A 22,625-nucleotide genomic window follows, 5' to 3' on the forward strand; every position below is an offset into this window, starting at 1 on the left:
TCATGAAGAGCGACCGGCAAAAGCTCGATGGCAAACAGATGCAACGCCGCTTGCCGCGTTTCATCAGTCGCTCTGAATTTGCATCAACTCACCCAAGTACATAGAAGAGGACCACCGTGAAGCTCATTACCAATCAACAAGTCAGCGAACTCGTGACCACCGCCGACGCCGTGCAAGCCATGCGCGAAGCCTTCGCCGGCGCCGGCAGCGGCGCCCAGCAGGCGCGCGTGCGCACCAGCGCTTCCAACGGCGTGATGCTGTCGATGATGGGCGCGGTGATTCCCGACGCAGGCATCGCCGGGGCCAAGGTCTACACGACGATCAAGGGTGCGTTCAAGTTCGTGATCACGCTGTTCTCGACCGAGACCGGCGCACCGCTGGCGACCATCGAAGGCGACACCATGACCGGCCTGCGGACCGCCGCCGCGACCGCCGTAGCCTGCGACGCACTGGCGCGCAAGGACGTCGAAACGCTGGCCATCATCGGCACCGGCGTGCAGGCGCGTTCGCATATTCCGGCGATCCTGCAGGTGCGCAAGTTCAAGGAAATCCTGATCGCCGGCCTCTCCGGCCAGCAAGAACTGGCCGATGAAGTCACCAAGGCTTACGGCGTGCCCGCACGCGTGGTCGAGATCGACGAAGCCGCGCGCCAGGCCGACGTGCTGGTGACCGTGACGCGCGCGAGCACGCCGCTGTTCTCGGGCGATTTGCTGAAACCCGGCGCCTTCGTCGCCGCCGTCGGCGCCAGCAAGGCCACCGTGCGCGAGTTGGACGACATCGCCATCAAGCGCGCCGCCGCACTGGTGGTGGAATGGAAACCGCAGGCGCAAACCGAAGCCGGCGACCTGGTGCAATGCGCGCCTGGCACCTTCGACTGGGCCAATGTGTGGGAGCTGGGCCAGGCCGTCGACGGCAGCATGAGCTATCAACGCAAGGATGGCGATATCGTGATTTACAAAGCCATCGGCATCGGTCTGGAAGACGTCGCGCTGGCGGGTCTGGCGTATCGCAAGGCGGCGGCGCAGAACGGCTGGTGATCGCGAAGTAATTTACCGTAGCAGCGGTATTGCAAACGGCGGCCTGCGGGTCGCCGTTTTGTTTTTGTGGATGTCATGGAGGGCAGGTACGCGGGTTGTACGACGCTGGGTCCTGACTTCCGTCAGGACGACAGAGGTGGTAATTTCTCCAGGCTTTGATTTCACCCGCCGTCGTCCCAGCGCACGCTGGGACCCAGCGTCGTCGAAGGCGGCTGAACCAAGGTCTCCGCCCGCACACGCTCCGACGCCCTCCTCCTACACCAGCTTGCGGCACTGTCCGATCCCCGTCGGGCGTCGCCTTGTCTACAGTAATACCGATCCCCTCACCGATTGCGTCGGCGCACCGATAGCAAGGAGCAGTTACGTCGCAGACTGGTCAGTAATTCACTTTCAGACAAGGACTACGCCATGCCCAACCGACCAGCCCCGCACAGCGCACCCGTCACAGCCGACACGCCGCCCAATCCGGACCGCGAATACCAGGACGCCACCGAAAGCAAACTCGACCACAGCAAGCCGCCGCATCACGAAAAAACAGCCGCAGACAGCAAGCACAAGGACGAGCCGCAGATTTCCGTCGGCAAGCCCTGAGCCGCGATTGTTTCACTCAGTTGTTTCACTGAGGCAAGCGGCGCGGCGCCCCGACATATCTCTTATGACAGATACACACCACAGGAGTAAGCTGACCCCTGTACGGCCCGCCTGCGTCCACCTGTCTGTCCATATGGGCGCGCAGCAACAAGCCTGAAGGAGAACATCATGCGCAATCAAGATCCCGTTCGCCCGACTCCGGTGTTCCGCTTCACGACTCCCGTTCCTCCGAAATCTCCCGCCGCCGAAGAAACCTTCGACCCCGACCACGAATACGAAGACTCCACCGAAAGCCGGCTCGACCACACCCGCCCGCCGCATCACGACGAGGCGGCAAGCAAACTGGAAAAGCACAAGGAAGAACCGCAAATTTCTATCGGCGACGCGTGAGGCGTGCCTGGTTCAGAAGATGGCGCGCAGAGTGTGGAACACGTTCAGGAGTTGGGCTAAGGCGTCGCGCGCGCCAGCGTAATCGCCCGCTCCGGGCACGCCGTCACGCACAGTCCGCAAGCGCGGCAGGCGCCGGCGTTGGGGGTGTAGGCGACTTGCATGCCGTGTACGCGCAGCTTCAGTTTGTTGAGCAGGCCGAGCGGTTCGTAGTCCGCATCGTCGATGCGGCGGATGGTGAAGACGTTTTCCGGGCAAACGTCGAGACAATCGCCCTTCCCTTCGCACCGCTTCAGATTGACCATCGGCACAATGACGCCGGGAGGCTGCTTGCAGCCGGTCGTTGAGTTCTTGTTCATGGTGTTCTTTCCGCCGGCTGGCGTTGATGTGATGGCGGCGGTTTAAACGCTGCCGGGCGCCTGCGGCGGTTCTTTGTTTTCTTTGACGTCCGCGCTGTCCGCAGCGCCGCGATGCCAGCCGCCGCGGAACCGCCCGAAGCCGCGCATGCCTTCCTTGAATTTCTGGCGTTCTTCTTCGCTCATCTGTTCCCAGCGATGGCGCCGGTCATGATGGCAGCCGCGTCCGCGGAAGCCGCCGAACAGGATCTTGCATAGTACGAACAAGCCCAGCGCATGCAAATAGTCGATCTGGTGCGCGCCGGCGAACAGGGACGGCATCAGCCAGTTCCACAGCGACATGACGACAAAGCCGAGTGCGGCGACGCCGGCGATGATGAAGACCAGGATCTTCCAGAATTTTCGTTTGCAATGCATGGGGCCGTTCATTTTTTTCTCCATTCGAGGTGAGTTGGCAGTGAGCCAAGAATTGAATTCAACAATGTGTTCACATGTTGAATTCATCGTATAGGGTTTGCAGGCGGGACCGCAGATGCAGCACCGCGTAGCGTTTGCGGCCCAGCAGCGTGTTGATGCTCACGCCGCTTTCGGCTGCCAGTTCTTTGAAGCTGCGCCGCTCCAGTTCATGCGCGATGAAAACTTCGCGCTGCTCGGGCGGCAGTTCTTCCAGTGCGTCCTGCAACTCGGCCAGCAGCATCGAGCGCGCATAGGCGGCTTCCGGGCCGGCGTCGGTGTCGGGCAGCAATTGTTCCAGCCAGCCGTCGTCGTCTTCGTCCGCATCGGCGAAGGCGTCCGGCAGGGCTTGTTCCTTCTTCTTGCGGAAGCGGTCGATGATGCGGTTGCGCGCCACGCGGAACAGCCAGGCGCCGACTTGTTCGATCGGCTCGGGCAGGCGGCAGGCTTCCACCAGCTCGAAAAACACATCCTGCAAAATGTCCTCCGCCTCGCTCGGGTCGGGCACCCGCGTGCGAATGAAATTGCGCAGCCGTACGCGCTCGCGCAGGACGGTGTCGGTGATGTGTTTATCGTTTTGAGCCATCGTCGGTTCCATGCTGTGAAGACGGATCACAGCGGCGGATATTGTGCGGATGGTGAAATAATCTGAAGACGGCGTTCTTGATCGTAGCGGCGATCGGGCAAGGTCAGGTTGCCGCAGGAGAATCATTCGCCGCGCTTCTGTTTCAGCGGCAGCATGGCGGCTGGTCCCTGATTCCCCGGCCTCAACTTTGCTTGAGGTTTCAGAGTGCAAACGGTGCATCATTTTAAGGGAATAAATCGCGCGTCCACAGCAAAGTCATCGTCGTCTATATCCTCAACGAAGTCGATATCCGTGCCTGTCAGGCTTTTTTCGAAAATCCTGAAGAGCAGATTGGATGCGGCTTTGCGTCCGATTGTTGTCGACGTTGCCATGAATGTTGTCGATGTTGTTACGGTTCGGGCGCGCAGCGTTGTGTTTTTACTCAGGCTTTCCTATTAAATGTGTCTGTAGCGCATTTGGGGGATGTACAGTTGCGCCGGTTCGTTTTACATTCTCTGATTAAAGTGCGGTATTTCAGGGGCGGAATCAAGAGCTGTATCTATAACAACAGGAAAATCGGCGATGGCAGTTGTACGGACGGACGTCAGCGATAAACACGGTTTCGGCATCGGCCTCAGCGGCGGTGCGGGAGCAACCGTGTCGCTGTGCCTTCCCGGCCATCCCATGAGCGAGCCCGACGAACGCCTGGGCCGACTGCTGTGGAACATCACCTCGCTGGCCGGCCTGCTGTGCGATGCCCCGATCGCCATGGTGTCGCAGCTGCAAGGCGAATTCGACTGCTCCGAACGCGGCGCCCTGACGATGACGGCCGCTGTCGCGCTCGACAGCGGCGTCGACCGGCGCCGCCAATGGTGGCGTTTTGCCGGGCAATCGAGCGTGGTCTGCAGCACCGCCGACTTCAGCCTGTGCGAAACCGCCGTCACCACACCCGACCGCATTACCGAAATCGGCGACCTCAACCTCGACAGCCGTTGCGCCGATCTGACTATGCGCAAGATCGTGCCCGAGGCGCGCTTCTACGCCGCGATCCCGCTCAGCGACCAGCACGGCGAACTGATCGGCACCCTGTGCGTGCTCGACCGCACGCCGCGCCGTTTGACGCCGCATCAGCGCGACGGCTTGCGCCTGCTGGCGCAGCAGTTCATGGAACAGCTGGAAATGCATCGCGACATGCAGCAGCTGCAGCGCCAGACGCTCACCGATGCGTTGACCGGCGTCGGCAACCGCCGCGGGTTCGACCGCCGCCTGCATGAAGAATGGTCGCGCCACATCCGCAGCGGCGCCGCCTTGTCGCTGCTGATGATCGACGTCGACAAGTTCAAGCAATACAACGACGCCTACGGCCATCCGGCCGGCGACGTCATCCTGAATCTGCTGTGCGAGCTGCTGCGCATGCCGCTGCGCGCCAGCGACTTCGTGGCGCGCTACGGCGGCGACGAGTTTTCCATCATCCTGCCCAATACGCCGCAAGCGGGCGCGCAACTGGTGGTGGACCGGATTCAGACCATGCTGACCACGGCGCAGTGGCCGAACGGCATGGTGACGGTCAGCGTCGGCATCGCCACGCTGGAGCCGGAAGAAGCCTGCGATTTCGCCACGCTGCTGGCGCGCGCCGATCAGGCCATGTATCTGTGCAAGCGCAGCCGCCGCGAAGCGGACAAGCGCGACTGACCTGCAATCCCGGCGCGCTAGGACGCCTTCGACCGCAATGCTTCCAGCAGCATCTGTCCCATGATCTCGGGACGTCCCTGGAAGATGGTCTGCACCGCATCGACCCCGGTCAGCTCACGCCGCAACTGATTGCGCAAGGCGTGATCGTCGGCCAGCCTGACGGTCGCCTTGACGTAGTCATCCACCGTCGGCGTCACCAGCCACTGCGGAAACTTCAATCGTCCGAACAAGCCTTCGTCGATGTGCTCATGCACTTCGGGTCCGGTCTTGCACACGCCGACCAGACCGGCGCTCACGGTGTCGATGATGCCGTTGGTATTGCCGAAGGGGAACGGGTTGATGAACATGTCGCAACCCGCGATCACCTGCATGTAGGCGCTGTAGTGCTGATGCGGATACACCGTCGCGGCGTCGCCCAGGAACTGGCCGATCACGCGCTTGACCTGCGGATAAATCAGCATGCCCTGCGCCTGCCCGATCAGGAAGTGGAAATGGATCTTGCTCTTCGCCTCGCGCAGGATGCGCTGGCAGGCAAGAAGGAAATCCGGATTGAGCTTCATGGTGGTCGACGCCACCACGATCTGCACCACTTCCGGCGTTTCGCGGATCTGCCTGGGAAGATCGAGTTCATTGGCCAGCGCCGAAGCGCGATAAGGCATGCCGTCGCTGGGCAGGCGTAGCAGCTGTTCGCTGAAGCAGGCCGGGTCGCCGACGTAGTCGTCTTCCACCACGACGTAATCCATCTCCTGCGAATGCGAAGTGGCCGGGTGGCCCAGCGCCATTGCCTGCACCGGCGCGATGCGCAGGTTGCTGAGGAACATCGTCAGCGCAAACATGCCCACGCTCGGCATGTACAGGATCTGCGCCGACTTCGCCTGCGCCACGCCGCGGATCTGCGCCAGCTGCTGCTGGACCTCGCCGGCGCCGATCTCGATGAACTCGTCGAACACCGCGCGTCCGGCCTCGTCCACGGTCTTGCCGTAGCCCATGCCGACGAGGTGGAACAGCTCGCGCGCCGCTTCCAGCGTGCGCGAGTGGGTGCGATAGATGGAATGCGCCGCGCTGAACCATTCCACCACCACCAGCAGCACCGGCTTGTCCGGGCCATCAATTTTCACCGGCGTGTTCAAGGGTGTCAGCCCCGCTGCCGCGATGCTGCGCTTGAGCAGCGCGTTGATCGGTTTCTTGATGTCGTGCTTGTCGGCGCGGCGCGCATAGCTGCAATGCATGTAGACGTCATGCAGGATGCCGGCCGGCAGCTGCGCCAGGTCGTCGATCTGCTCCAGCCGGCGCGACAGCCACGGCAGGATCTGTTCGCGCTTCTCATACGCCACCGGCGTGGCCAGCAGGCGCGGCGACAACAGCGCCAGGCAGAGGTTGGCGACCAGCACCTTGTCGTGTGCCCAGAAGGCGTCGAGATCCATCGGGATCTCGGACTCGGGCGAATACAGCAGGCAGAATTTGATCAGGTCGCGGTTGCCGATCTCGACTTCGCGCAGGTTGCCCTTGCCGCGGATATTCCAGGCGCGCACCACATGGTCGGCGTTGCGGAAAGGACTGGCAGCGAACAGGCCCGACAGCCAGCGATGCATCAGTATCATCTGGCCGAAGCCGAGCTGGGAGAACTGGAATTCGCTGTCGGCAAACAGGCAGGAAATCGCCGCCGCGATGCGCGTGACCACGTGGTCGTTCAGCTCGTTGGGCAAGACGCTGCTGAGCGGTTTGGCGCTGAAATTTTCACCCGGCAGGCCGTAGTTGCTGTCCAGCCCCGACAGCAAATCCATCAGCTCGCGCGCCGCGGCTTCATGCTGGCGCGAATAGGCCAGGTATTCAAAATTCTCCAGCGAAAAACCCATGTCTCTTCCCTCGGTTCCTGTCTTTTCTTAATGTTGTTCTTCGGCTTCGAACCCAGCTTCGCGCAGCGCATTGAGCACCTGCGCCAGATGATCGCGTCCGCGCGTCTGCAGCACCAGTTCGATATCCACGTTTTGTGCCGCCAGCATGGTGAAGGCGCGCTGGTGATGGACCTCGTCGACGTTGGCGCCGGCTTCGGCCACGGTGGCGGTGATGCGCGCCAGCACGCCCGGCACGTCGCGGGCTGACACGCGTACCCGCGCCAGACGCCCGGCGCGCACCATGCCGCGTTCGATGATCGCGGCCAGCAGCAGCGGATCGATATTGCCGCCCGACAGCACCATGCCCACGCGCTTGCCGCGGAAGCGCTCCGGATGACGAATCATCGCCGCCAGACCGGCAGCACCGGCGCCTTCAACCAGGGTCTTTTCGATTTCCAGCAGCATGAGCACGGCTTGTTCGATATCGCCTTCGTCGACCAGCAGCAGGTCGTTGACTTCGCGCGCGATGATTTCGCGGGTCAGTACGCCCGGCGTGCCGACGGCGATCCCTTCTGCGATGGTGCTGCTGCCGAGCGCGTGGGTGGTGCCTTGAATGGCGTTGACCATGGAGGGAAAGCGCTTGGCCTGCACGCCGACGATGTCGATGTCGGGTTTGCGCGCGCGTGCCGCGACCGCCATCCCGGCCAGCAGGCCGCCGCCGCCGATGGCGACCACCAGCATGTCGAGGTCGGGCACGGCGTCCAGCATTTCCAGCGCGATCGTGCCCTGGCCGGCGATGATGGCTTCATCGTCGAAAGGATGGACGAAGGTCAGGCCGCGTTCCTGCGCCAGGGCGAAGGCGTGGGCGCGCGCTTCTTCCAGGGTGTCGCCGTGCAACACCACCTCGGCGCCGAAGCCGCGCGTGCGCTCGATCTTGACGCCAGGGGTGAAGCGCGGCATCACGATCAGCGCGTGCAGGCCGAGGCGTTGCGCGTGATAGGCGACGCCTTGCGCATGGTTGCCCGCCGACATGGCGATGACGCCGCGCGTGCCGCCGGCGGCCAGGTCGGTCATCTTGTTGCAGGCGCCGCGTTCCTTGAAGGAAGAGGTGAATTGCAGGTTTTCGAACTTGAGGAAAACCTGCGCGCCGACGATGTCGGACAGCGTGCGCGATTCCACGCACGGCGTGTTGAGAATCTGGCCTTGCAGGCGCGCGGCTGCGCGCTGGATGTCTTCGATGGTGATCATACGGTCCGCTCAAGTCTGCACAAAAACAGGGAGCAGACATTGTAGCCAGAGAGACGGCGGCTGCGGGAATGTATTTATACGTGGTTTCCGCAGCCTTCCGCGGAGGACTGCAGGCCGATGCAGTTCGATCAGGCGTTGAAACGCGCTTCCTTTTTTGCACAGTTTGCATCGCTGTCGTCCTGACGAAAGTCAGGACCCAGCGTCGTATCGACGTTCTTCACGACACTGGGTCCCAGCCTTCGCTGGGACGACGGCGACAAAACAGATGCGACAGACGCAGGCTCAGTGCAGCTTGAAAATACCGACGATCTGCGCCAGCTGGGCGGCCTGGTCCTGCATGGCGCGCGCGGCGGCGGCGGCTTCTTCGACCAGCGCGGCGTTCTGCTGGGTGCTTTCGTCCATCAGCACGATGGCGCGGTTGACCTCTTCGATGCCGGTGCTCTGCTCGGTGCTGGCGGCGCTGATTTCGGCCACGATGTCGGTCACGCGCTTGACGCTGGCGACCACTTCGCCCATGGTCGCGCCGGCGTTTTCAACCAGCTTGCTGCCGCTGTCGACCTTTTGCACCGAGTCGGTAATCAGCTCCTTGATTTCCTTGGCGGCCGAGGCCGAGCGCTGCGCCAGGCTGCGCACTTCCGACGCCACCACGGCAAAGCCGCGGCCCTGTTCGCCGGCGCGCGCGGCTTCCACCGCTGCGTTCAACGCCAGGATGTTGGTCTGGAAGGCGATGCCGTCGATCACGCTGATGATGTCGACGATCTTCTTGGACGAATCGTTGATCGAACCCATGGTGTCGATCACCTGGCCGACGACGCTGCCGCCCTGGATCGCGACTTCGGACGCAGACGCCGCCAGCTGGTTGGCCTGGCGGGCGTTTTCGGCGTTTTGCTTGACGGTGGAGGTCAGCTGCTCCATGGCGGCGGCAGTTTCTTCCAGCGAGCCGGCCTGCTGCTCGGTGCGCGAGGACAGGTCGAGGTTGCCGTTGGCGATTTCGGCCGACGCGGTGGCGATGGTGTCGGTGCCGGTGCGCACCTGGCCGACGATATTGACCAGGTTGTCGTTCATGCCTTTGAGCGCGGCCATCAGCTGGCCGGTTTCATCGCGCGATTCGACCTTGATCTGGGTGCCGAGGTCGCCCTGCGCCACGCGGCTGGCGACGTCCACCGCCTTCACCAGCGGCCGCGTGATGGAGCGGGTGATGGCGATCGCCAGCACAATGCCGCCGATCAGCGCGATGGCGCCGAGGGCGATCATCAGCGTGCGCGCGGTGCGGAACACGCCGTCCACCTGAACCGTCAGCTGGGTGATGGCGTCGCTCTGGCGATTCGAAAGTTTTTCAATCGCAGCCAGGTAGCGCTTGCTATCCGGCATCAGCTTTTCCTCGACGATCTTGCGGGCGGCGTCTTCATTGCCGGCGTCTTTTTCCTTGAAGACCGCGGTATTGTCGGCGATCACGATCTTGCGATTTTCATTGATCTCATTGAGCAGCGCCTTGCCTTCGGGATCCTGGATCTGCTCTTCCATCTGCTTCACGTAACCGTTGTTGCGGGCAATCGTGGCGATGATTTCATCCTTGTAGAACTTCTGCTGTGCCGGATCGGCATTCTTGGCGGCGGCGACGATGCGGCCGACGTTGAGTTCGATCGATTTGTAGAAGGCGTTGACCAGGCGCTCCTTGGCCAGGGCGTTGTTGACCATGTAATCGGTCAGGCTGCCGACCGACTGCAGGCGCCAGACGCCGATGCCGGTGATGACGCTCATCAGGATGAGCAGTGCTGCAAATGCGATGCCTAGCCGCGTACCAATCTTTAGATTTTTCATTGTCCTATCCCTATCCCTCTCGTTAGGCGCAGCCCGCCGCGTTGCCTGCCATCGTATCGTATTTATCAGGCGCGGCTTGTGGCCGGCTGTTGAGAATGGCAGGCAGATCGGGAGCGAACCGATGCGCATCCTTGCATTAACGGATGAGACGATGCCGGACTTGAGGAAAAAGCACGCGATGGCGGAATGTTCAGCGTGCAGTCAGGATGGACTCGGCCGGGGCTACGGTGTGGACGATTTTGGTGCGTCGGCGGAGGACGCCAGCAGCGTCTCCCACAGCCTGGTCAGCGCCGGCCGCTTGTTTTGCAGCGAGCGGAATACCCGGATCTCCAGCTCCAGCGACCAGGCCTCGCCGCCGGCCGGCACCAGCTTGCCGTCTTCGAGCTCATCGGTCACCGAACGCTGCGGCAACCACGCCAGGCCGTGGCCGTTGAGGGCCATGCGTTTGAGCAACTCGGCCATGTCGGATTCGTAGCTGGTGAGCAGGCCGGGCGCTTGCGGCGCATGGGCCAGGATCAGTTCCATCACGCGGCCCAGGAAGGATGCCGCCGGATAAGCCAGCAGCCTGGTCGGCTTGCTCTTGCTGCCGGGCAAGCGAAACTGCGGCGCGCCGCTCTTGTCCGGCGCCGACACCGGGATCACGCGCTCGCTGCCGACTGACACGTATTCATACTGGTCGGGGTTGAGCAGGATGGGCAATTGGGGATGATAAAAACACAATAGCAGGTCGCACTCGCCCTCGGTCAGCGCCAGCACCGAATCGTGGATGTTGGTGGCGGTGATGCGCGCACTGATGCCTGTCTTGTCGTTGGAGGCGGCGTTGAGCTTGTCCAGCCACTCGGGAAAGAAGCTCAGCGCCAGCGAATGGCCGGCGGTCACGCGCAGCATGTTGTGCGCGGTGTGTTCGCTGCGCAACTGGTTGCGCGCATCGGTGAGCAGTTTGATGGCTTCCGAGGCGGCGTCGTTGAACAGCTTGCCGGCCACCGTCAGCGTCAGCGGATAGGTGCTGCGATCGACCAGCTGGGCGCCGATCCAGGCTTCCAGCGCGCGGATGCGGCGGCTGAAGGCGGGCTGGGTGACGTTGCGGTGATCCGCCGAGCGCGAAAAGTTGCGCGTCGCCGCCAGGCTGAGGAAGTCTTCTATCCACTTGATGTCCATCTGCTTTCCCTTTGCTGCAAGTCTGAGGTGTGCGCTCATATTGATACGCAACGCAATGATGCATCTATAACAGCAAGCACCGGGCGTGAAAAGTCCCGCCCGGCGGTGTTTTCCACAAACTATGCCGCAGCGACATAACCACCGTACTACTTTGCATAGTCTCGCGCCCTGTAACGATTATCCTCAGCACAGTGAACAACCTCTCGGGATCTGCGGAACAGCCATCATGAAAGTCGAACAAATCCAGCGCGCCATGTCGGTCGGCGTCATCGGCGGTCTCGGCGCCATCGGCAGCGCCGACCTCTACGCCAAAATGACCAAGGTCGCCGCCAAGGCCGCGCCGCAGGAGCGCATCAAGGTCCAGTTCGGGCAGCAGGCTTTCGACGACATCGACATGGCCGGCGCCGAGAACGCCCAGACCAATGCGCGCAAGCTCTACGTGTTCGACATGCTGCGCGAGTTTGAAGAGCGCAAGAGCAGCGCCGTGCTGCTGCCCTGCTTCATCAGCCATACCTTCCTCGACGAGGTCCAGGCCGAGATCAGCATCCCGGTGATCGACATGGTCGCCGCCATCCGCCGTCATCTGGCGCAGCGCCTGCCCAAGCTGCAGAAGATCGGCATCCTGACTTCCAGTTATGTGCGCAAGAAGGGCTTGTTCGAAAAGTATTTCGGTGAAGACGAGGTGCAACTGCTTTACCCCGCCGCCGCCATCCAGCACGCCTGCCTGATGCGCGCGGTGTACGGCACCACCGGCATCAAGAACGGCTACCTCGACGGCGAATCGATCGATTTGCTGTACCGCGCTTGCAGGGATCTGCTCGACCAGGGCGCGCAGGTGATCGTGCCCGGCATGACCGAGATTTCGACCGTGGCTGAAGCGCTCAGCGCGCGCGGCATTCCCATCATCGACACCAACCAGATCTATGCGGAATCGGCATTGAGCTTCAAGGCCGAACAGATCGGCCGCTCGTTCAAGATCGGCGTGGTAGGCGGCGTCGGCCCGGCGGCCACGGTGGACTTCATCGAAAAGGTCATCAAAAACACCCCCGCCGCGCGCGACCAGGACCACATCAAACTGGTGGTCGAACACAACCCGAAGATTCCCGACCGCACCGAGAACCTGATCGCCGAAGGCGCCGACCCGACCGTCGCCATCTACGCCGCCTGCAAGCGTCTGGAGAACGACAACGCCGACATGATCGCGATCCCCTGCAACACCGCGCACGCTTTCGTCGAACGCATCCAGGCCTATCTCTCGATCCCGATCGTCAACATGCTCAGCGAGACCGTCAACTACATCGCGCAGCGCCACGGCGACAAAAGCTGCATCGGCCTGCTGGCGACCTCCGGCACCATCGCCAGCCGCGTCTATCAGCAGACCCTCGACCAGAACGGCGCGCGCGGCAAATTCAGCATGATCGTGCCCGACGCCGAACATCAGGCCGTCGTCATGGACGTCATCTACGGCGCGCAAGGCGTCAAGGCCGGCGTCATCAACGACGAAGTGCGCGCCAAGCTCAGACGCGCGATCGCCTATCTGGTCGCCAACGGCGCCGACGTCATCGTGCTCGGCTGCACCGAGCTGCCATTGCTGATTGCGCAGGACGAGAAGTTCGATATCGGCGGCAAGCAGGTGCCGGTGCTCGACCCGACCGAAATCCTCGCCCGCAAATGCGTGGCCCTGGCCAGCCCTGTCGCCCGCAAGGCGGTCTGAGCGCCGTGAAGGAGATCGCAGCGCGGCGGGCGGAGATGGCGCAGTTCCGGCAATTTTTGCGGAACGAATTGACCCGCGGCACACGCAGCGGCCATGCGGATCCGGTCGTCGTGCGCTATCGCACCCTGGCGCAAACGGGTACGCTGGACCAGGCCGAAGCGCTCGAATACGCCCAACTGTTCAATCGCATGTATTCGCGCTGGCGCTGGCGGCAGGCGACGGCGCAGGTGCTTGCGCGCAAGACCGTGTCGCAGTGATTGCCTGAAGCCGTGCCCGCGGGCCGGCTGATCTTCCGCATCTTTATACGGCGGCCCTCGCCGTAGTCGTTGCTATATTGCCGTGATGCAAAAAATGCTCCGCACCATTTCAGTGTAGCCCTCCGGCTGCCGGCGCGGGTGATGCACCACGGCCGGGCTTTCCTTCGATTTACTTCTCCCGAAACCATGCATGCTGCACAGCAAGAATCGACCTTGCCAGAAGGTTTTCTTGTGCGTCGCAACGCTCCAAAGTCTTCCCGACTTCTTTGATAAATCGTTGTTTTTAAAGCAGAAATAACTGTTTCCAAGCGCTTTGTCCTGCCGTTTCTTCTTCGGATATGGCACGATAAATGCATGTCTACTTTGATGTATACATTGGTGCCTACATTTAAAGGAACAACGATGAACCAGTCATTTCTCCCGCTTCAACGTCTTTTCAAGCAACTGCTTGCGGCCGGTCTGCTGACGGCAACGTCCTGTGCCGCTGTCGCGGCCACCATCAACATCTCGCTCGACGACGACCCGGGCAAGCTCGATCCGACGCAATCGTCGATGATCGCCGAGCGCATGGTGTATCAAAGCATTTTCGACAAGCTGGTCGATCTGGATGAAAACGGCAAGATCGTGCCGATGCTGGCGCAGCGCTGGACCATTTCCGACGACCAGAAGACTTACACGCTGTATCTGCAAAAGGGCGTGAAATTCCAGGACGGCACGCCGTTCAACGCCAAGGCGGTGGAATTCAACCTGCTGCGCGGCCAAGAGAAAAACTCGCTGCGCCGTAACGAACTCAAGTACATCAAGCAAATCACCGTGGTCGACGACAGCACTGTCAAGCTGGAACTGACGACGCCGTTCGCGCCGTTCATGTCCATCCTGACCGACCGCGCCGGCATGATGTCCTCGCCGGATGCCGTGAAGAAGTTCGGTGAAGACTACGTCAACAATCCGGTCGGCACCGGTCCCTTCATCTACAAGGGCCGCCTCAAGGGCGCCACCATCACGCTGGAAAAGAATCCGCATTACTGGCAAGCCGGCCTGCCGAAAGCCGACGGCGTGACCTACAAGATCATGAGCGACGTCAATGTCGCCTTCAACAATCTGCGCAGCGGCCAGGTCGACATCACCAATCGTTTTCCGTACAAGGAAATCACCAACATCGAAGCCGGCGCCAAGTACGCCGTCATCAACAAGCCTTCACTGGGTTTCCGCGGCTTCTACTTGAACACCTCCAAGCCGCCGTTCGACAAGAAGGAAGTGCGTGAAGCCGTCGACATCCTGATCGACCGCAACGCCATCGCCAAGGTGGTCTACAACGGTGCCGTCGCCGCCAGCCATTCGCCGTTCAGCAAGGCGCAATTTGCACACGGCGACGCCGATACACCGCCGAAAGTCGACGTGGCGCGCGCCAAGGCCTTGCTCAAGGCGGCAGGCAAGGAAGCCGGTTTCAGCTTCAAGCTGACCTTGCCGACCACGCCGTACGAGTCGCAAGTCGGCCAGATGATCCAGGGCATGCTGCGTCCGGCGGGCATCACCGTCACGCTGGAAAAAGCCGAGCTGGCCACTCAGATCGAGTCGGGTAAAGCCGGTACTTTTGAAGCCATCTTCGTCGGCTGGAGCGGTCGTCCCGATCCGGACCAGAACGTCTACGACTTCGTCGTCACCAACGGTTCGCTGAACTACTCCAAGTACGGCACCAAGGAAGTCGACGACCTGCTGCAGCAAGCGCGCCTGGAAGGCAACGAGGCCAAGCGCAAGGCCGTCTACGACCAGGCCATGCAGATTCTGGTGAAAGACGTGCCTTACATTTATCTGAACCACGACAACGTGCTGTTCGGCATCTCCAAGGCGGTCAAGGGCTTCCGGTATGTGCCGGACGGCGTGATCCGCACGGCGACGCTGGCGAAATAAGGCATGTCTCATTCGCCGTCGTCCTGATTTTGGCCAGGACGACGGCGGTGATGTGCTTGCAATGAAGGTCCCCATTTGTCACGGCGCTGCTGCCCATGTCTCCATTACTTAAACGCATCCTGCTGGTCATCCCCACCCTGCTGCTGGTCAGCATGGTGATCTTTTCCCTGCTGGCGATCCTGCCGGGCGATCCGGTGACTGCCATCCTCGGCCAGGAAGCCACGCCCGAAGCCGCGCTGGCATTGCGCGCACAACTCGGTCTCGACGATCCGCTTTACCTGCAATACGGGCGCTGGCTGGCCGGCGTGCTGCACGGCGATCTCGGCCGTTCCTTCATCGACCGCACGCCGGTCATCGACGTGCTGATGCAGCGCCTGCCGGTGACCATCGAACTGGCGCTCGGCAGCTTCGCCGTCGGCATCCTGATCGCGGTGCCGGCCGGCATCATGGCGGCGGTGCGTCCGCGCGGCATTGCCAATTATTTCAGCACGCTGGTGGCGCTGTTCGGCATGTCGGTGCCGCACTTCTGGCTGGGCATGATGTTCATCATCCTGTTCGCGGTCAAACTCGGCTGGCTGCCGGCCTCGGGCTATGTACCGTTCACCGAAGACTGGCGCGGCAACCTGGCGGCGATGTGCATGCCGGTGCTGGCCACCGGTCTGCGCGAATCGGCGATCCTGATGCGCATGGTGCGCAGCAGCCTGCTCGAAGTGCTCAATGAAGATTACATCCGCACCGCGTTCTCCAAAGGCCTGCGCGACTGGCAAGTGGTGATCGGCCACGCGCTGCGCAATGCGCTGATTCCGGTGGTGACGGCCAGCGGCCTGATGGTGTCCGGCCTGCTCGGCGGGCTGGTGATTACCGAGAGCATTTTCGGCATTCCCGGCATGGGCAAGATGATCGTGGACGCCATCTTCCAGCGCGACTACATCATGGTGCAAGGCGGCGTGCTGGCCGCGGCGCTGATGGTGGTGATCGTCAACCTGGTGGTGGATGTGCTGTACAGCATCATCGATCCGCGCATTGCGAAATGAGGACAGACATGGATCAAGTCATCATCAAGAAAAACCCGGCCGGCGCAGAAGCTTTGCCGCGCCAGCAACGTTTCACCGGCCTGCGCCGCTTTGCCGGCAATCGCCTGGCCGTGGTCGGCGCGGCCATCATCCTGTTGCTGGTGCTGGTGGCGATCTTCGCGCCGCTGCTGGCCACCAACGACCCGATCTTCGACCAGGACTACGGCAACTTGTTGTCGGGCCCGGATGCGATGCACTGGATGGGCACCGACGATCTCGGCCGCGATATCTTTTCACGCATGCTGTACGGCGCGCGCATCTCGCTGCAGGCGGCGCTGATCGCGGTCGGCCTGGCGTTCTGCATCGGCGTGCCGATCGGCATTGCCAGCGGCTACTTCCGCGGCTTCTGGGATGAGTGGGTGGTGATGCGCATCGTCGACGCGCTGCAAGCCTTTCCTTCGCTGATCCTCGCGCTGGCGCTGGCAGCGGCATTGGGCGGCGGTTTCTACAACGCCATGGTGGCGGTCGGCATCGGCTTTGCGCCGGCCTTCATCCGTCTGGCGCGCGGGCAGGCGCTGAGCATCCGCAATCTCGATTACGTCATGGCGGCGCGCTCGGTCGGCGCCGGGCATTTGCGCATCATGTGGCGTTACGTGCTGCCGAACGCGATGGCGCCGCTGGTGATCCAGGCGACCTTTGCGATGGGTTCGGCGATCATCGCCGAAGCGGGTTTGTCCTACCTCGGCCTCGGCGCCAAGCCGGAAGACCCGAGCTGGGGCTCGATGCTGCACATCGCGCAAGGCTATCTGAACACCAACCCGACGCTGGCCCTGTGGCCCGGCGTGGCGATCTTTGCGGTGGTGCTGGGTTTCAATTTGCTCGGCGACGGCATCCGCGAAGTGTTCGATCCCAAGTTATATCGTTAAAGAGAACCGGCCATGTTGGAAGTCAATAATCTCAAAGTCGAATTCGTCCGCAACGGCAAGCGCGTCGCGCCGGTCGACGGCGTCTCGTTCTCGGTCGGCGCCAACGAAACCGTCGGCCTGCTCGGCGAATCCGGCTGCGGCAAGAGCGTCACCGCGCTGTCCATCCTGCGGTTGTTCCCGATGGCCAGCAAGGCGCAGCTGAGCGGCGTCATCAAGTACAACGACGGCATTGCCGACAGCAATCTGCTGGAAGCCGACGACGCCACCCTGCGCGCCATGCGCGGCAAGGAGATCGCGATGATCTTCCAGGAGCCGATGACCTCGCTGAATCCTCTGCACCGCATCGGCGACCAGCTGCGCGAGATGCTGCGCGTGCATAGCGATCTCAACCGCAAGCAGATCGACGCGCAAGTCATCGCCATGCTGCAGCGCGTGGGTTTGCCGCGCGCCGAGCAGCTGGTCAACGACTATCCGCACAGCCTGTCGGGCGGCATGCGCCAGCGCGTGATGATCGCCATGGCGCTGCTGTGCAATCCCGGCCTGCTGATCTGCGACGAACCGACCACCGCGCTCGACGTCACGATACAGGCGCAGATTCTCGACCTGATGCGTGAACTCAAGCGCGAGCACGGCACGGCGATCCTGATGATCACGCACGACCTCGGCGTGGTGGCGGAAATGTGCGACCGCGTGGTCGTTATGTATGCCGGCCAGGTGGTCGAGCAAAGCAGCGTGCGCGACCTGTTCGACGCGCCCGCCCATCCTTACACGCAAGCGCTGATGCGCGCCCGCCCTGCCCTCGACGCCACCCCCGGCGAGCCGCTGGAAGCGATTCCCGGTTCGGTGCCCTTGCCGGGTTCGGTGGAATTCGGCTGCCGCTTTGCGGCGCGTTGTCCGAAGGCGCAGGAGCGTTGCATCACCGATGCGCCGACGCTCGACAAAGTCAGCGACGGCCATCTGGCGCGTTGCTGGTATCCGAATTGAAGAGGCTGAGATGACTGCTCCCCTGCTCCAGGTCTCCGGACTGAAAAAACATTTCGCTTCCGGCAAGCGCGGCGCGGCGCCGGTCAAGGCGGTGGACGATGTCTCGTTCTCCATCGACGAAGGCAAGACGCTCGGCCTGGTCGGCGAATCCGGCTGCGGCAAGTCGACCACCGGCCGCAGCGTGCTGCGCCTGATCGAACCGACTGCCGGTAGCGTCAACTTCATGGGCGAAGAAATTTCCACCATGTCTTCCACTGCCCTGCGCAGCATGCGCCGCAACATGCAGATGGTGTTCCAGGATCCGTTCGCCTCGCTCAATCCGCGCATGACCATCGGCGAAGTACTGGAAGAACCGCTGATCGTGCACGGTCTGTTCGACCGCGCCACGCGCAAGCGCAAGGTCGCCGAGATCCTCGATGTCGTGGGTTTGAGCCAGGCCTATGCCGGCCGCCATCCGCATGAGTTCTCCGGCGGCCAGCGCCAGCGCGTCGGCATCGCCCGCGCCATCATCACACGGCCGAAACTGGTGGTCGCCGATGAAGCCGTGTCGGCGCTGGACGTGTCGATCCAGGCGCAGATCCTGAACCTGTTGCAAGAGCTGCAAAAGGAATTCGCCCTCACCTATCTGTTCGTCTCACACGACCTCGCCGTGATCCGCCACGTCAGCGACAGCATCGGCGTGATGTACCTCGGCCGCATGGTCGAGTACGGCAGCTGCGAGAGCGTCTACAGCGCGCCCAAACATCCTTACACGCAGGCGCTGTTGTCGGCGATCCCGCGCGAGCATCCGGATCAGGTGCGCGAGCGCATCGTGCTCAAGGGCGGCATTCCCAATCCGGCGTCGCCGCCGGCCGGCTGCCATTTCCATCCGCGCTGCGCGTCCTGCATGGATGTCTGCAAAACCGAAACACCGCCTCGCGTCGAAACCGCGCCGGGCGAATACGTTGCCTGTCATCTGTACCGCTAACTCATTTGTTAAATTCATCCTTCGAATTCATCCTTCGTTAAGACCAGAAAATACGAAAGCACCTCATGCCAACCTTCAACGCCAATCACTATCCCTACGCCTCGCGCCGCAGCGCAGTCTTCGCCAACCGCGGCATGGTCGCGACCTCGCAGCCGCTGGCCGCGCAAGCCGGTCTGCAAGTGCTGCAGGCGGGCGGCAACGCCATCGATGCGGCCATCGCCGCTGCCGCGGCATTGACCGTGGTCGAGCCAACCGCCAACGGCATCGGCGGCGACGCCTTCGCGCTGATCTGGCACAAGGGACAACTGCACGGATTGAACGCCAGCGGTCCGGCGCCGATGGCGATGTCACTCGATGCGCTGACCGCCGCCGGTCACAAGGAAGTGCCGAAATACGGCGCCCTGCCCGTCACCGTGCCCGGCACGCCGTCGGCCTGGGTGACCATGGCCGAGCGCTTCGGCCGCATGCCGCTGACGCGTTCGATGGCCGGCGCCATCAGCCTGGCGCAGGACGGTTTCCCGATCTCGCCGGTGGTGGCCTTCGCCTGGCAACAGGCTTACAAGACCTTCACGCGCGAGTTCAAGGACGATCATTTCAAATCGTGGTTCGACACGTTCGGTGCACTTGATGGCTCCGGCCGCGCACCGCAGGCCGGTGAAATGTGGCGTTCGCAAGGTCACGCCAACACGCTGCAATCGATCGCCGACGACAACGCGCGCAGCTTCTATCAGGGTGCGCTGGCAGAGAAGACCGCAGCCTTTATCCGCGCTGCGGGCGGCTATATGGACGTGGCGGATCTGGCCAACTATCGTCCGCAATGGGTCGACCCGATTTCGTCCAACTACCGCGGCTACGACGTCTGGGAAATCCCGCCGAACGGCCACGGCCTGGTCGCCCTGCTGGCGCTGAACATGTTGAAGGGCTTCGACTTCAGCGAGCGCGATACGCTGCAAACCTATCACCGCCAGATCGAAGCGATCAAGCTGGCCTACGCCGACGGCCTGGCGCACATCGCCGACATCGACCACATGCGCGTCTCGGTCAAGGATTTGCTGTCGGACGCCTACGCCGACGAGCGCCGCAAGCTGATCGGCACGCACGCCACGCTGCCGGTGGCCGGCGATCCGCCGCGCGGCGGCACCGTGTATCTGTCCACCGCCGACAATGAAGGCAATATGGTGTCCTTCATCCAGAGCAATTACATGGGCTTCGGTTCGGGCCTGGTGGTGCCGGGCACCGGTATTTCGCTGCACAACCGCGGCAACAATTTCACGCTCGACGCTGCACATCCGAATTGCCTGGCGCCGGGCAAGCGTCCGTATCACACCATCATCCCGGGCTTCCTCACCAAGGACAACCAGGCGATCGGTCCGTTCGGCGTGATGGGCGGCTTCATGCAGCCGCAAGGCCACGTGCAGATGGTGATGAACACGGTCGACTTCGGCCTCAACCCGCAAGCCTCGCTCGACGCGCCGCGCTGGGAATGGGAAAGCGGCAACAAGGTCAGCATCGAGCACACCACGGCAGAACATCTGTTCCGCGGCCTCGGCCCGGCCGGCCTGGGCCATCAGGTCAGCTGGTCCGGCAACCAGCTCGGCTTCGGCCGCGGCCAGATCATCTGGCGCGACGCCAACGGCGTGCTGTGCGGCGGCACCGAGCCGCGCACCGACGGCTGCGTCGCGGCCTGGTAGACCCACTCCTATTGATAAGGCCACGCGCCCATGCATGCCTCACCCGATCCGTCGCTGAACCAGAGCGACAGCGTTGCCGAAGAGCCGGTCAAGGCCTCCTTGCCGGAGTATGTCTACGCGCGTCTGCGTGAAGACATTTTTGAAATGCGCCTGTTGCCCGGCGACCAGGTCACCGAGACCGAAGTCGCCGCTTACTTCAAAGTCTCGCGCACGCCGGTGCGCGAAGCCTTGCAACGGCTGCAGAGCGACGGCCTGATGCAGGGCTATGTGCGCGGCGGCTGGGAAGTGGTGCCGATGGATTTCAAACGCTTCGCCGACTTGTACGAGCTGCGCCAGCTGATCGAAGTGCATGCCGTCACACGTTTGTGCGCGCCGCCGGAGGCCGGAAAACGCAGCATCGACATGGCGCAGATCGACGCGCTGAAAGCCGATTGGTGCGTGCCGCCGGAACAGCGTCTCAGCGACGGCCGTGCCGTGGCGGCGCTCGACGAATGCTTTCACCAGACGCTGGTGCGCGCCACCGGCAACCAGGAAATGGCCAGCGCCTTCGACCGCCTCACCGACCGCATCCGCATCGTGCGGCGGCTGGATTTCGTCTACGGCGATTGCGTCGGATCGACTTACGACGAGCATGCTGCTATTCTTGCGCAAATCGACGCCCGCGCCGGAGATGAAGCTGTCAGACTGATAACGGAACACATCGACGGCAGCCATGCGGAAGTCAACCAGATTACCTTGCATCGCCTGCACAGCGCGCGTGCTTCCGCCGCTACCGAACGCCTGCCGTATGTCACCGTGAGGGTCATGCGTTCATTCTGAACCGCTGTGTACGTCGCTTTGCGAGCATTGTCTTTGTACGTCCTGATTTGTAGCCAGCAATCATCGTTGTTGTCAGCCACATCACAAGAAGGAGAAAGACATGCTCGGATTAACCTCGCTCGGCATCATCCACACGGCCATCGCTCTGGTGGCCGTCGTCACCGCCCTGATCATCCTCGCACGCGAATACCGCATCCGTTACGCCACCGGGGCAGGACGACTGTATGTGCATGCCACCGTACTGACTTGCCTGACCTCGCTGGGCATCTTCCAGCACGGCGGTTTCGGCAAGCCGCATGTGCTTGCCATCATCACGCTGATTACTTTGGGAATCGCGCAGGCCGCCATCAAGACCACCTGGTTCGGCCGCCGCAGCGCCTATGTGGAAATGGTGGCGTATTCGGCTACGGTATTGTTTCACTTCATCCCGGCATTGACCGAGACGGGCACACGCCTGCCGGTCGGCGCGCCGCTTTTTGCGAACGCCGAAGATCCGCTGCTGAAGATGCTGACCGGCGGGCTGGTGGTGTTGTTTCTGGCGGGAGCGACGCTGCAGGTGTTGTGGCTGGGGCGGCGGGAGACATCGATGCAGGTTCCGGCTGCATAGCGGGCGCAGTGCCGGATCCTGCCGCTGCAATCAAAGATGTCGGGAGACATCCATCAGATCGTGCAGTATCCGAACGATTGCAATCCCATAGGTCGTGACACGAAAATAGATCATGTGCCGCCCCACGCTTCGGCGACGATAACCGGGGCGAATATGGTCACATGCCGGCGCTGCCTGAGGCGCCTGTACCAACTCATCAAAGGCCGTCGTCATGATGTCCGTATAACGATTCGCTTGCTCGGCGCCCCACTTCATGCGGGTATAAGTCCATATCGCCTCCAGGTCACGCTCGGCGGCAGGCGCAAGGCGGTATTCAGCCATGCTTGGCTGACATTCTCTGCTTGAATGCGCCGACGTCGAATGGGCGGGGTTCCCCACTGGATTCGCCTTCGATCAGCGCGGCCCGGATAGCCTCAAGCTCGACACTGCGTTCCTGTTCACGTCGTATCAGATCACGGATGTATTCGCTGTCGTTTGTATAGTGGCCAGCGTCAATCTGTGCCTTGATCCAGCTATCCTGCTTGTCCGTCAACGTAATGGTTTTGCGCACGGTTCCCATGAGGCAATCTCCCGGTAGGTATCAATGGTGCGAC

At 62.3% G+C, this 22,625-nt stretch carries 23 protein-coding genes; 14 read left to right on the forward strand and 9 right to left on the reverse strand.

The features are described from left to right. The first annotated feature begins 116 nt into the window (after positions 1–116). From AKL25_RS18300 to AKL25_RS18310, 3 genes are all read left to right on the forward strand, one after another. Positions 117–1,037 (forward strand): ornithine cyclodeaminase family protein, encoded by a 921-nt coding sequence (locus AKL25_RS18300; protein ID WP_050479142.1) that lies wholly within the window; start codon positions 117–119, stop codon positions 1,035–1,037. A gap of 408 nt (positions 1,038–1,445) precedes the next feature. Then, positions 1,446–1,628: a hypothetical protein gene (locus tag AKL25_RS18305; RefSeq protein WP_050479143.1), complete on the forward strand. Its 183-nt coding sequence runs from the start codon at positions 1,446–1,448 to the stop codon at positions 1,626–1,628. A gap of 168 nt (positions 1,629–1,796) precedes the next feature. Next, a complete protein-coding gene (locus AKL25_RS18310) occupies positions 1,797–2,018 on the forward strand; it encodes a hypothetical protein (RefSeq protein ID WP_050479144.1) in 222 nt (73 codons plus the stop codon). Positions 2,019–2,074: 56 nt separating this feature from the next. Here AKL25_RS18310 and AKL25_RS18315 read toward each other — a convergent pair whose 3' ends face one another. From AKL25_RS18315 to AKL25_RS18325, 3 genes are read right to left on the reverse strand one after another with little or no spacing between them, the layout of a single operon-like run. After that, complete coding sequence (locus AKL25_RS18315) at positions 2,075–2,374, reverse strand: 4Fe-4S dicluster domain-containing protein (RefSeq protein ID WP_050479145.1); 300 nt, start codon at positions 2,372–2,374, stop codon at positions 2,075–2,077. 42 nt (positions 2,375–2,416) lie between these two features. After that, entirely contained in the window at positions 2,417–2,800 is a 384-nt protein-coding gene (locus AKL25_RS18320; protein ID WP_050479146.1) for a hypothetical protein, read from the reverse strand. 58 nt (positions 2,801–2,858) lie between these two features. Beyond that, positions 2,859–3,422, reverse strand: a complete 564-nt coding sequence (locus AKL25_RS18325) for an RNA polymerase sigma factor (RefSeq protein WP_050479147.1) — start codon at positions 3,420–3,422, stop codon at positions 2,859–2,861. Between the two features lie 549 nt (positions 3,423–3,971). Here AKL25_RS18325 and AKL25_RS18330 point away from each other — a divergent pair. Continuing rightward, on the forward strand, positions 3,972–5,081 hold the full coding sequence (locus tag AKL25_RS18330) for a GGDEF domain-containing protein (RefSeq protein WP_050479148.1): 1,110 nt from the start codon (positions 3,972–3,974) through the stop codon (positions 5,079–5,081). 17 nt (positions 5,082–5,098) lie between these two features. On the opposite strand, the gene AKL25_RS18335 is transcribed toward AKL25_RS18330, so the two are convergent. The 4 genes from AKL25_RS18335 to AKL25_RS18350 all read right to left on the reverse strand — a co-directional run bounded on the left by AKL25_RS18335 (position 5,099) and on the right by AKL25_RS18350 (position 11,143). Further along, positions 5,099–6,937, reverse strand: coding sequence for a peptide transporter (locus AKL25_RS18335; protein WP_050479149.1), 1,839 nt, complete (start codon positions 6,935–6,937; stop codon positions 5,099–5,101). Positions 6,938–6,964: 27 nt separating this feature from the next. Further along, entirely contained in the window at positions 6,965–8,164 is a 1,200-nt protein-coding gene (locus AKL25_RS18340; protein ID WP_050479150.1) for a threonine ammonia-lyase, read from the reverse strand. Positions 8,165–8,446: 282 nt separating this feature from the next. Then, positions 8,447–9,985, reverse strand: a complete 1,539-nt coding sequence (locus AKL25_RS18345; protein WP_050479151.1) for a methyl-accepting chemotaxis protein — start codon at positions 9,983–9,985, stop codon at positions 8,447–8,449. Between the two features lie 222 nt (positions 9,986–10,207). Beyond that, positions 10,208–11,143, reverse strand: coding sequence for a LysR substrate-binding domain-containing protein (locus AKL25_RS18350; protein ID WP_050479152.1), 936 nt, complete (start codon positions 11,141–11,143; stop codon positions 10,208–10,210). Positions 11,144–11,369: 226 nt separating this feature from the next. Here AKL25_RS18350 and cuyB point away from each other — a divergent pair, with 226 nt between their 5' ends. The 10 genes from cuyB (at position 11,370) to AKL25_RS18400 (ending at position 22,032) form a co-directional block, all read left to right on the forward strand. Beyond that, a complete protein-coding gene (gene cuyB, locus AKL25_RS18355; RefSeq protein WP_050479153.1) occupies positions 11,370–12,857 on the forward strand; it encodes a cysteate racemase in 1,488 nt (495 codons plus the stop codon). A 5-nt stretch (positions 12,858–12,862) separates the two neighbouring features. Beyond that, positions 12,863–13,114, forward strand: a complete 252-nt coding sequence (locus AKL25_RS18360; protein ID WP_157050695.1) for a hypothetical protein — start codon at positions 12,863–12,865, stop codon at positions 13,112–13,114. Between the two features lie 402 nt (positions 13,115–13,516). Beyond that, positions 13,517–15,025: an ABC transporter substrate-binding protein gene (locus tag AKL25_RS18365; RefSeq protein WP_050479155.1), complete on the forward strand. Its 1,509-nt coding sequence runs from the start codon at positions 13,517–13,519 to the stop codon at positions 15,023–15,025. A gap of 95 nt (positions 15,026–15,120) precedes the next feature. Further along, on the forward strand, positions 15,121–16,059 hold the full coding sequence (locus tag AKL25_RS18370) for an ABC transporter permease (RefSeq protein WP_050479156.1): 939 nt from the start codon (positions 15,121–15,123) through the stop codon (positions 16,057–16,059). Positions 16,060–16,067: 8 nt separating this feature from the next. Next, positions 16,068–16,964 (forward strand): ABC transporter permease, encoded by an 897-nt coding sequence (locus tag AKL25_RS18375; RefSeq protein ID WP_083444775.1) that lies wholly within the window; start codon positions 16,068–16,070, stop codon positions 16,962–16,964. A 12-nt stretch (positions 16,965–16,976) separates the two neighbouring features. Then, positions 16,977–17,948, forward strand: coding sequence for an ABC transporter ATP-binding protein (locus tag AKL25_RS18380; RefSeq protein ID WP_050479157.1), 972 nt, complete (start codon positions 16,977–16,979; stop codon positions 17,946–17,948). A 10-nt stretch (positions 17,949–17,958) separates the two neighbouring features. Beyond that, complete coding sequence (locus AKL25_RS18385) at positions 17,959–18,915, forward strand: ABC transporter ATP-binding protein (protein ID WP_050479158.1); 957 nt, start codon at positions 17,959–17,961, stop codon at positions 18,913–18,915. Positions 18,916–18,980: 65 nt separating this feature from the next. Next, complete coding sequence (locus tag AKL25_RS18390; protein WP_050479159.1) at positions 18,981–20,606, forward strand: gamma-glutamyltransferase family protein; 1,626 nt, start codon at positions 18,981–18,983, stop codon at positions 20,604–20,606. Between the two features lie 30 nt (positions 20,607–20,636). After that, positions 20,637–21,425: a GntR family transcriptional regulator gene (locus tag AKL25_RS18395; protein ID WP_050479160.1), complete on the forward strand. Its 789-nt coding sequence runs from the start codon at positions 20,637–20,639 to the stop codon at positions 21,423–21,425. A gap of 100 nt (positions 21,426–21,525) precedes the next feature. After that, positions 21,526–22,032 carry a hypothetical protein gene (locus AKL25_RS18400; RefSeq protein ID WP_050479161.1) on the forward strand — a complete coding sequence of 169 codons (507 nt, stop codon included), beginning with the start codon at positions 21,526–21,528 and terminating at the stop codon, positions 22,030–22,032. Between the two features lie 30 nt (positions 22,033–22,062). Here the strand turns inward: AKL25_RS18400 and AKL25_RS18405 are convergent, their stop codons facing one another. Together AKL25_RS18405 and AKL25_RS18410 are read right to left on the reverse strand one after the other, a co-directional pair. Continuing rightward, positions 22,063–22,353, reverse strand: a complete 291-nt coding sequence (locus AKL25_RS18405; protein ID WP_050479162.1) for a type II toxin-antitoxin system RelE/ParE family toxin — start codon at positions 22,351–22,353, stop codon at positions 22,063–22,065. Continuing rightward, a complete protein-coding gene (locus AKL25_RS18410) occupies positions 22,346–22,591 on the reverse strand; it encodes a type II toxin-antitoxin system ParD family antitoxin (protein ID WP_050479163.1) in 246 nt (81 codons plus the stop codon). Before AKL25_RS18410 ends, AKL25_RS18405 begins: the two co-directional genes overlap by 8 nt. Positions 22,592–22,625 lie beyond the last annotated feature (34 nt).

The organism is Herbaspirillum rhizosphaerae (assembly GCF_001189965.1).
Taxonomy (GTDB): Bacteria; Pseudomonadota; Gammaproteobacteria; order Burkholderiales; family Burkholderiaceae_D; genus Herbaspirillum; species Herbaspirillum rhizosphaerae.

What these genes read in the sequence shown, in the direction of transcription:
- AKL25_RS18305 (WP_050479143.1), top strand. Translation starts at nt 1,446, where the DNA reads ATGCCCAACCGACCAGCCCCGCACAGCGCACCCGTCACAGCCGACACG.
- AKL25_RS18310 (WP_050479144.1), top strand. Translation starts at nt 1,797, where the DNA reads ATGCGCAATCAAGATCCCGTTCGCCCGACTCCGGTGTTCCGCTTCACG.
- AKL25_RS18315 (WP_050479145.1), bottom strand. Translation starts at nt 2,374, where the DNA reads ATGAACAAGAACTCAACGACCGGCTGCAAGCAGCCTCCCGGCGTCATT.
- AKL25_RS18320 (WP_050479146.1), bottom strand. Translation starts at nt 2,800, where the DNA reads ATGAACGGCCCCATGCATTGCAAACGAAAATTCTGGAAGATCCTGGTC.
- AKL25_RS18325 (WP_050479147.1), bottom strand. Translation starts at nt 3,422, where the DNA reads ATGGAACCGACGATGGCTCAAAACGATAAACACATCACCGACACCGTC.
- AKL25_RS18330 (WP_050479148.1), top strand. Translation starts at nt 3,972, where the DNA reads ATGGCAGTTGTACGGACGGACGTCAGCGATAAACACGGTTTCGGCATC.
- AKL25_RS18335 (WP_050479149.1), bottom strand. Translation starts at nt 6,937, where the DNA reads ATGGGTTTTTCGCTGGAGAATTTTGAATACCTGGCCTATTCGCGCCAG.
- AKL25_RS18340 (WP_050479150.1), bottom strand. Translation starts at nt 8,164, where the DNA reads ATGATCACCATCGAAGACATCCAGCGCGCAGCCGCGCGCCTGCAAGGC.
- AKL25_RS18345 (WP_050479151.1), bottom strand. Translation starts at nt 9,985, where the DNA reads ATGAAAAATCTAAAGATTGGTACGCGGCTAGGCATCGCATTTGCAGCA.
- AKL25_RS18350 (WP_050479152.1), bottom strand. Translation starts at nt 11,143, where the DNA reads ATGGACATCAAGTGGATAGAAGACTTCCTCAGCCTGGCGGCGACGCGC.
- cuyB (WP_050479153.1), top strand. Translation starts at nt 11,370, where the DNA reads ATGAAAGTCGAACAAATCCAGCGCGCCATGTCGGTCGGCGTCATCGGC.
- AKL25_RS18365 (WP_050479155.1), top strand. Translation starts at nt 13,517, where the DNA reads ATGAACCAGTCATTTCTCCCGCTTCAACGTCTTTTCAAGCAACTGCTT.
- AKL25_RS18370 (WP_050479156.1), top strand. Translation starts at nt 15,121, where the DNA reads ATGTCTCCATTACTTAAACGCATCCTGCTGGTCATCCCCACCCTGCTG.
- AKL25_RS18375 (WP_083444775.1), top strand. Translation starts at nt 16,068, where the DNA reads ATGGATCAAGTCATCATCAAGAAAAACCCGGCCGGCGCAGAAGCTTTG.
- AKL25_RS18380 (WP_050479157.1), top strand. Translation starts at nt 16,977, where the DNA reads ATGTTGGAAGTCAATAATCTCAAAGTCGAATTCGTCCGCAACGGCAAG.
- AKL25_RS18385 (WP_050479158.1), top strand. Translation starts at nt 17,959, where the DNA reads ATGACTGCTCCCCTGCTCCAGGTCTCCGGACTGAAAAAACATTTCGCT.
- AKL25_RS18390 (WP_050479159.1), top strand. Translation starts at nt 18,981, where the DNA reads ATGCCAACCTTCAACGCCAATCACTATCCCTACGCCTCGCGCCGCAGC.
- AKL25_RS18395 (WP_050479160.1), top strand. Translation starts at nt 20,637, where the DNA reads ATGCATGCCTCACCCGATCCGTCGCTGAACCAGAGCGACAGCGTTGCC.
- AKL25_RS18400 (WP_050479161.1), top strand. Translation starts at nt 21,526, where the DNA reads ATGCTCGGATTAACCTCGCTCGGCATCATCCACACGGCCATCGCTCTG.
- AKL25_RS18405 (WP_050479162.1), bottom strand. Translation starts at nt 22,353, where the DNA reads ATGGCTGAATACCGCCTTGCGCCTGCCGCCGAGCGTGACCTGGAGGCG.
- AKL25_RS18410 (WP_050479163.1), bottom strand. Translation starts at nt 22,591, where the DNA reads ATGGGAACCGTGCGCAAAACCATTACGTTGACGGACAAGCAGGATAGC.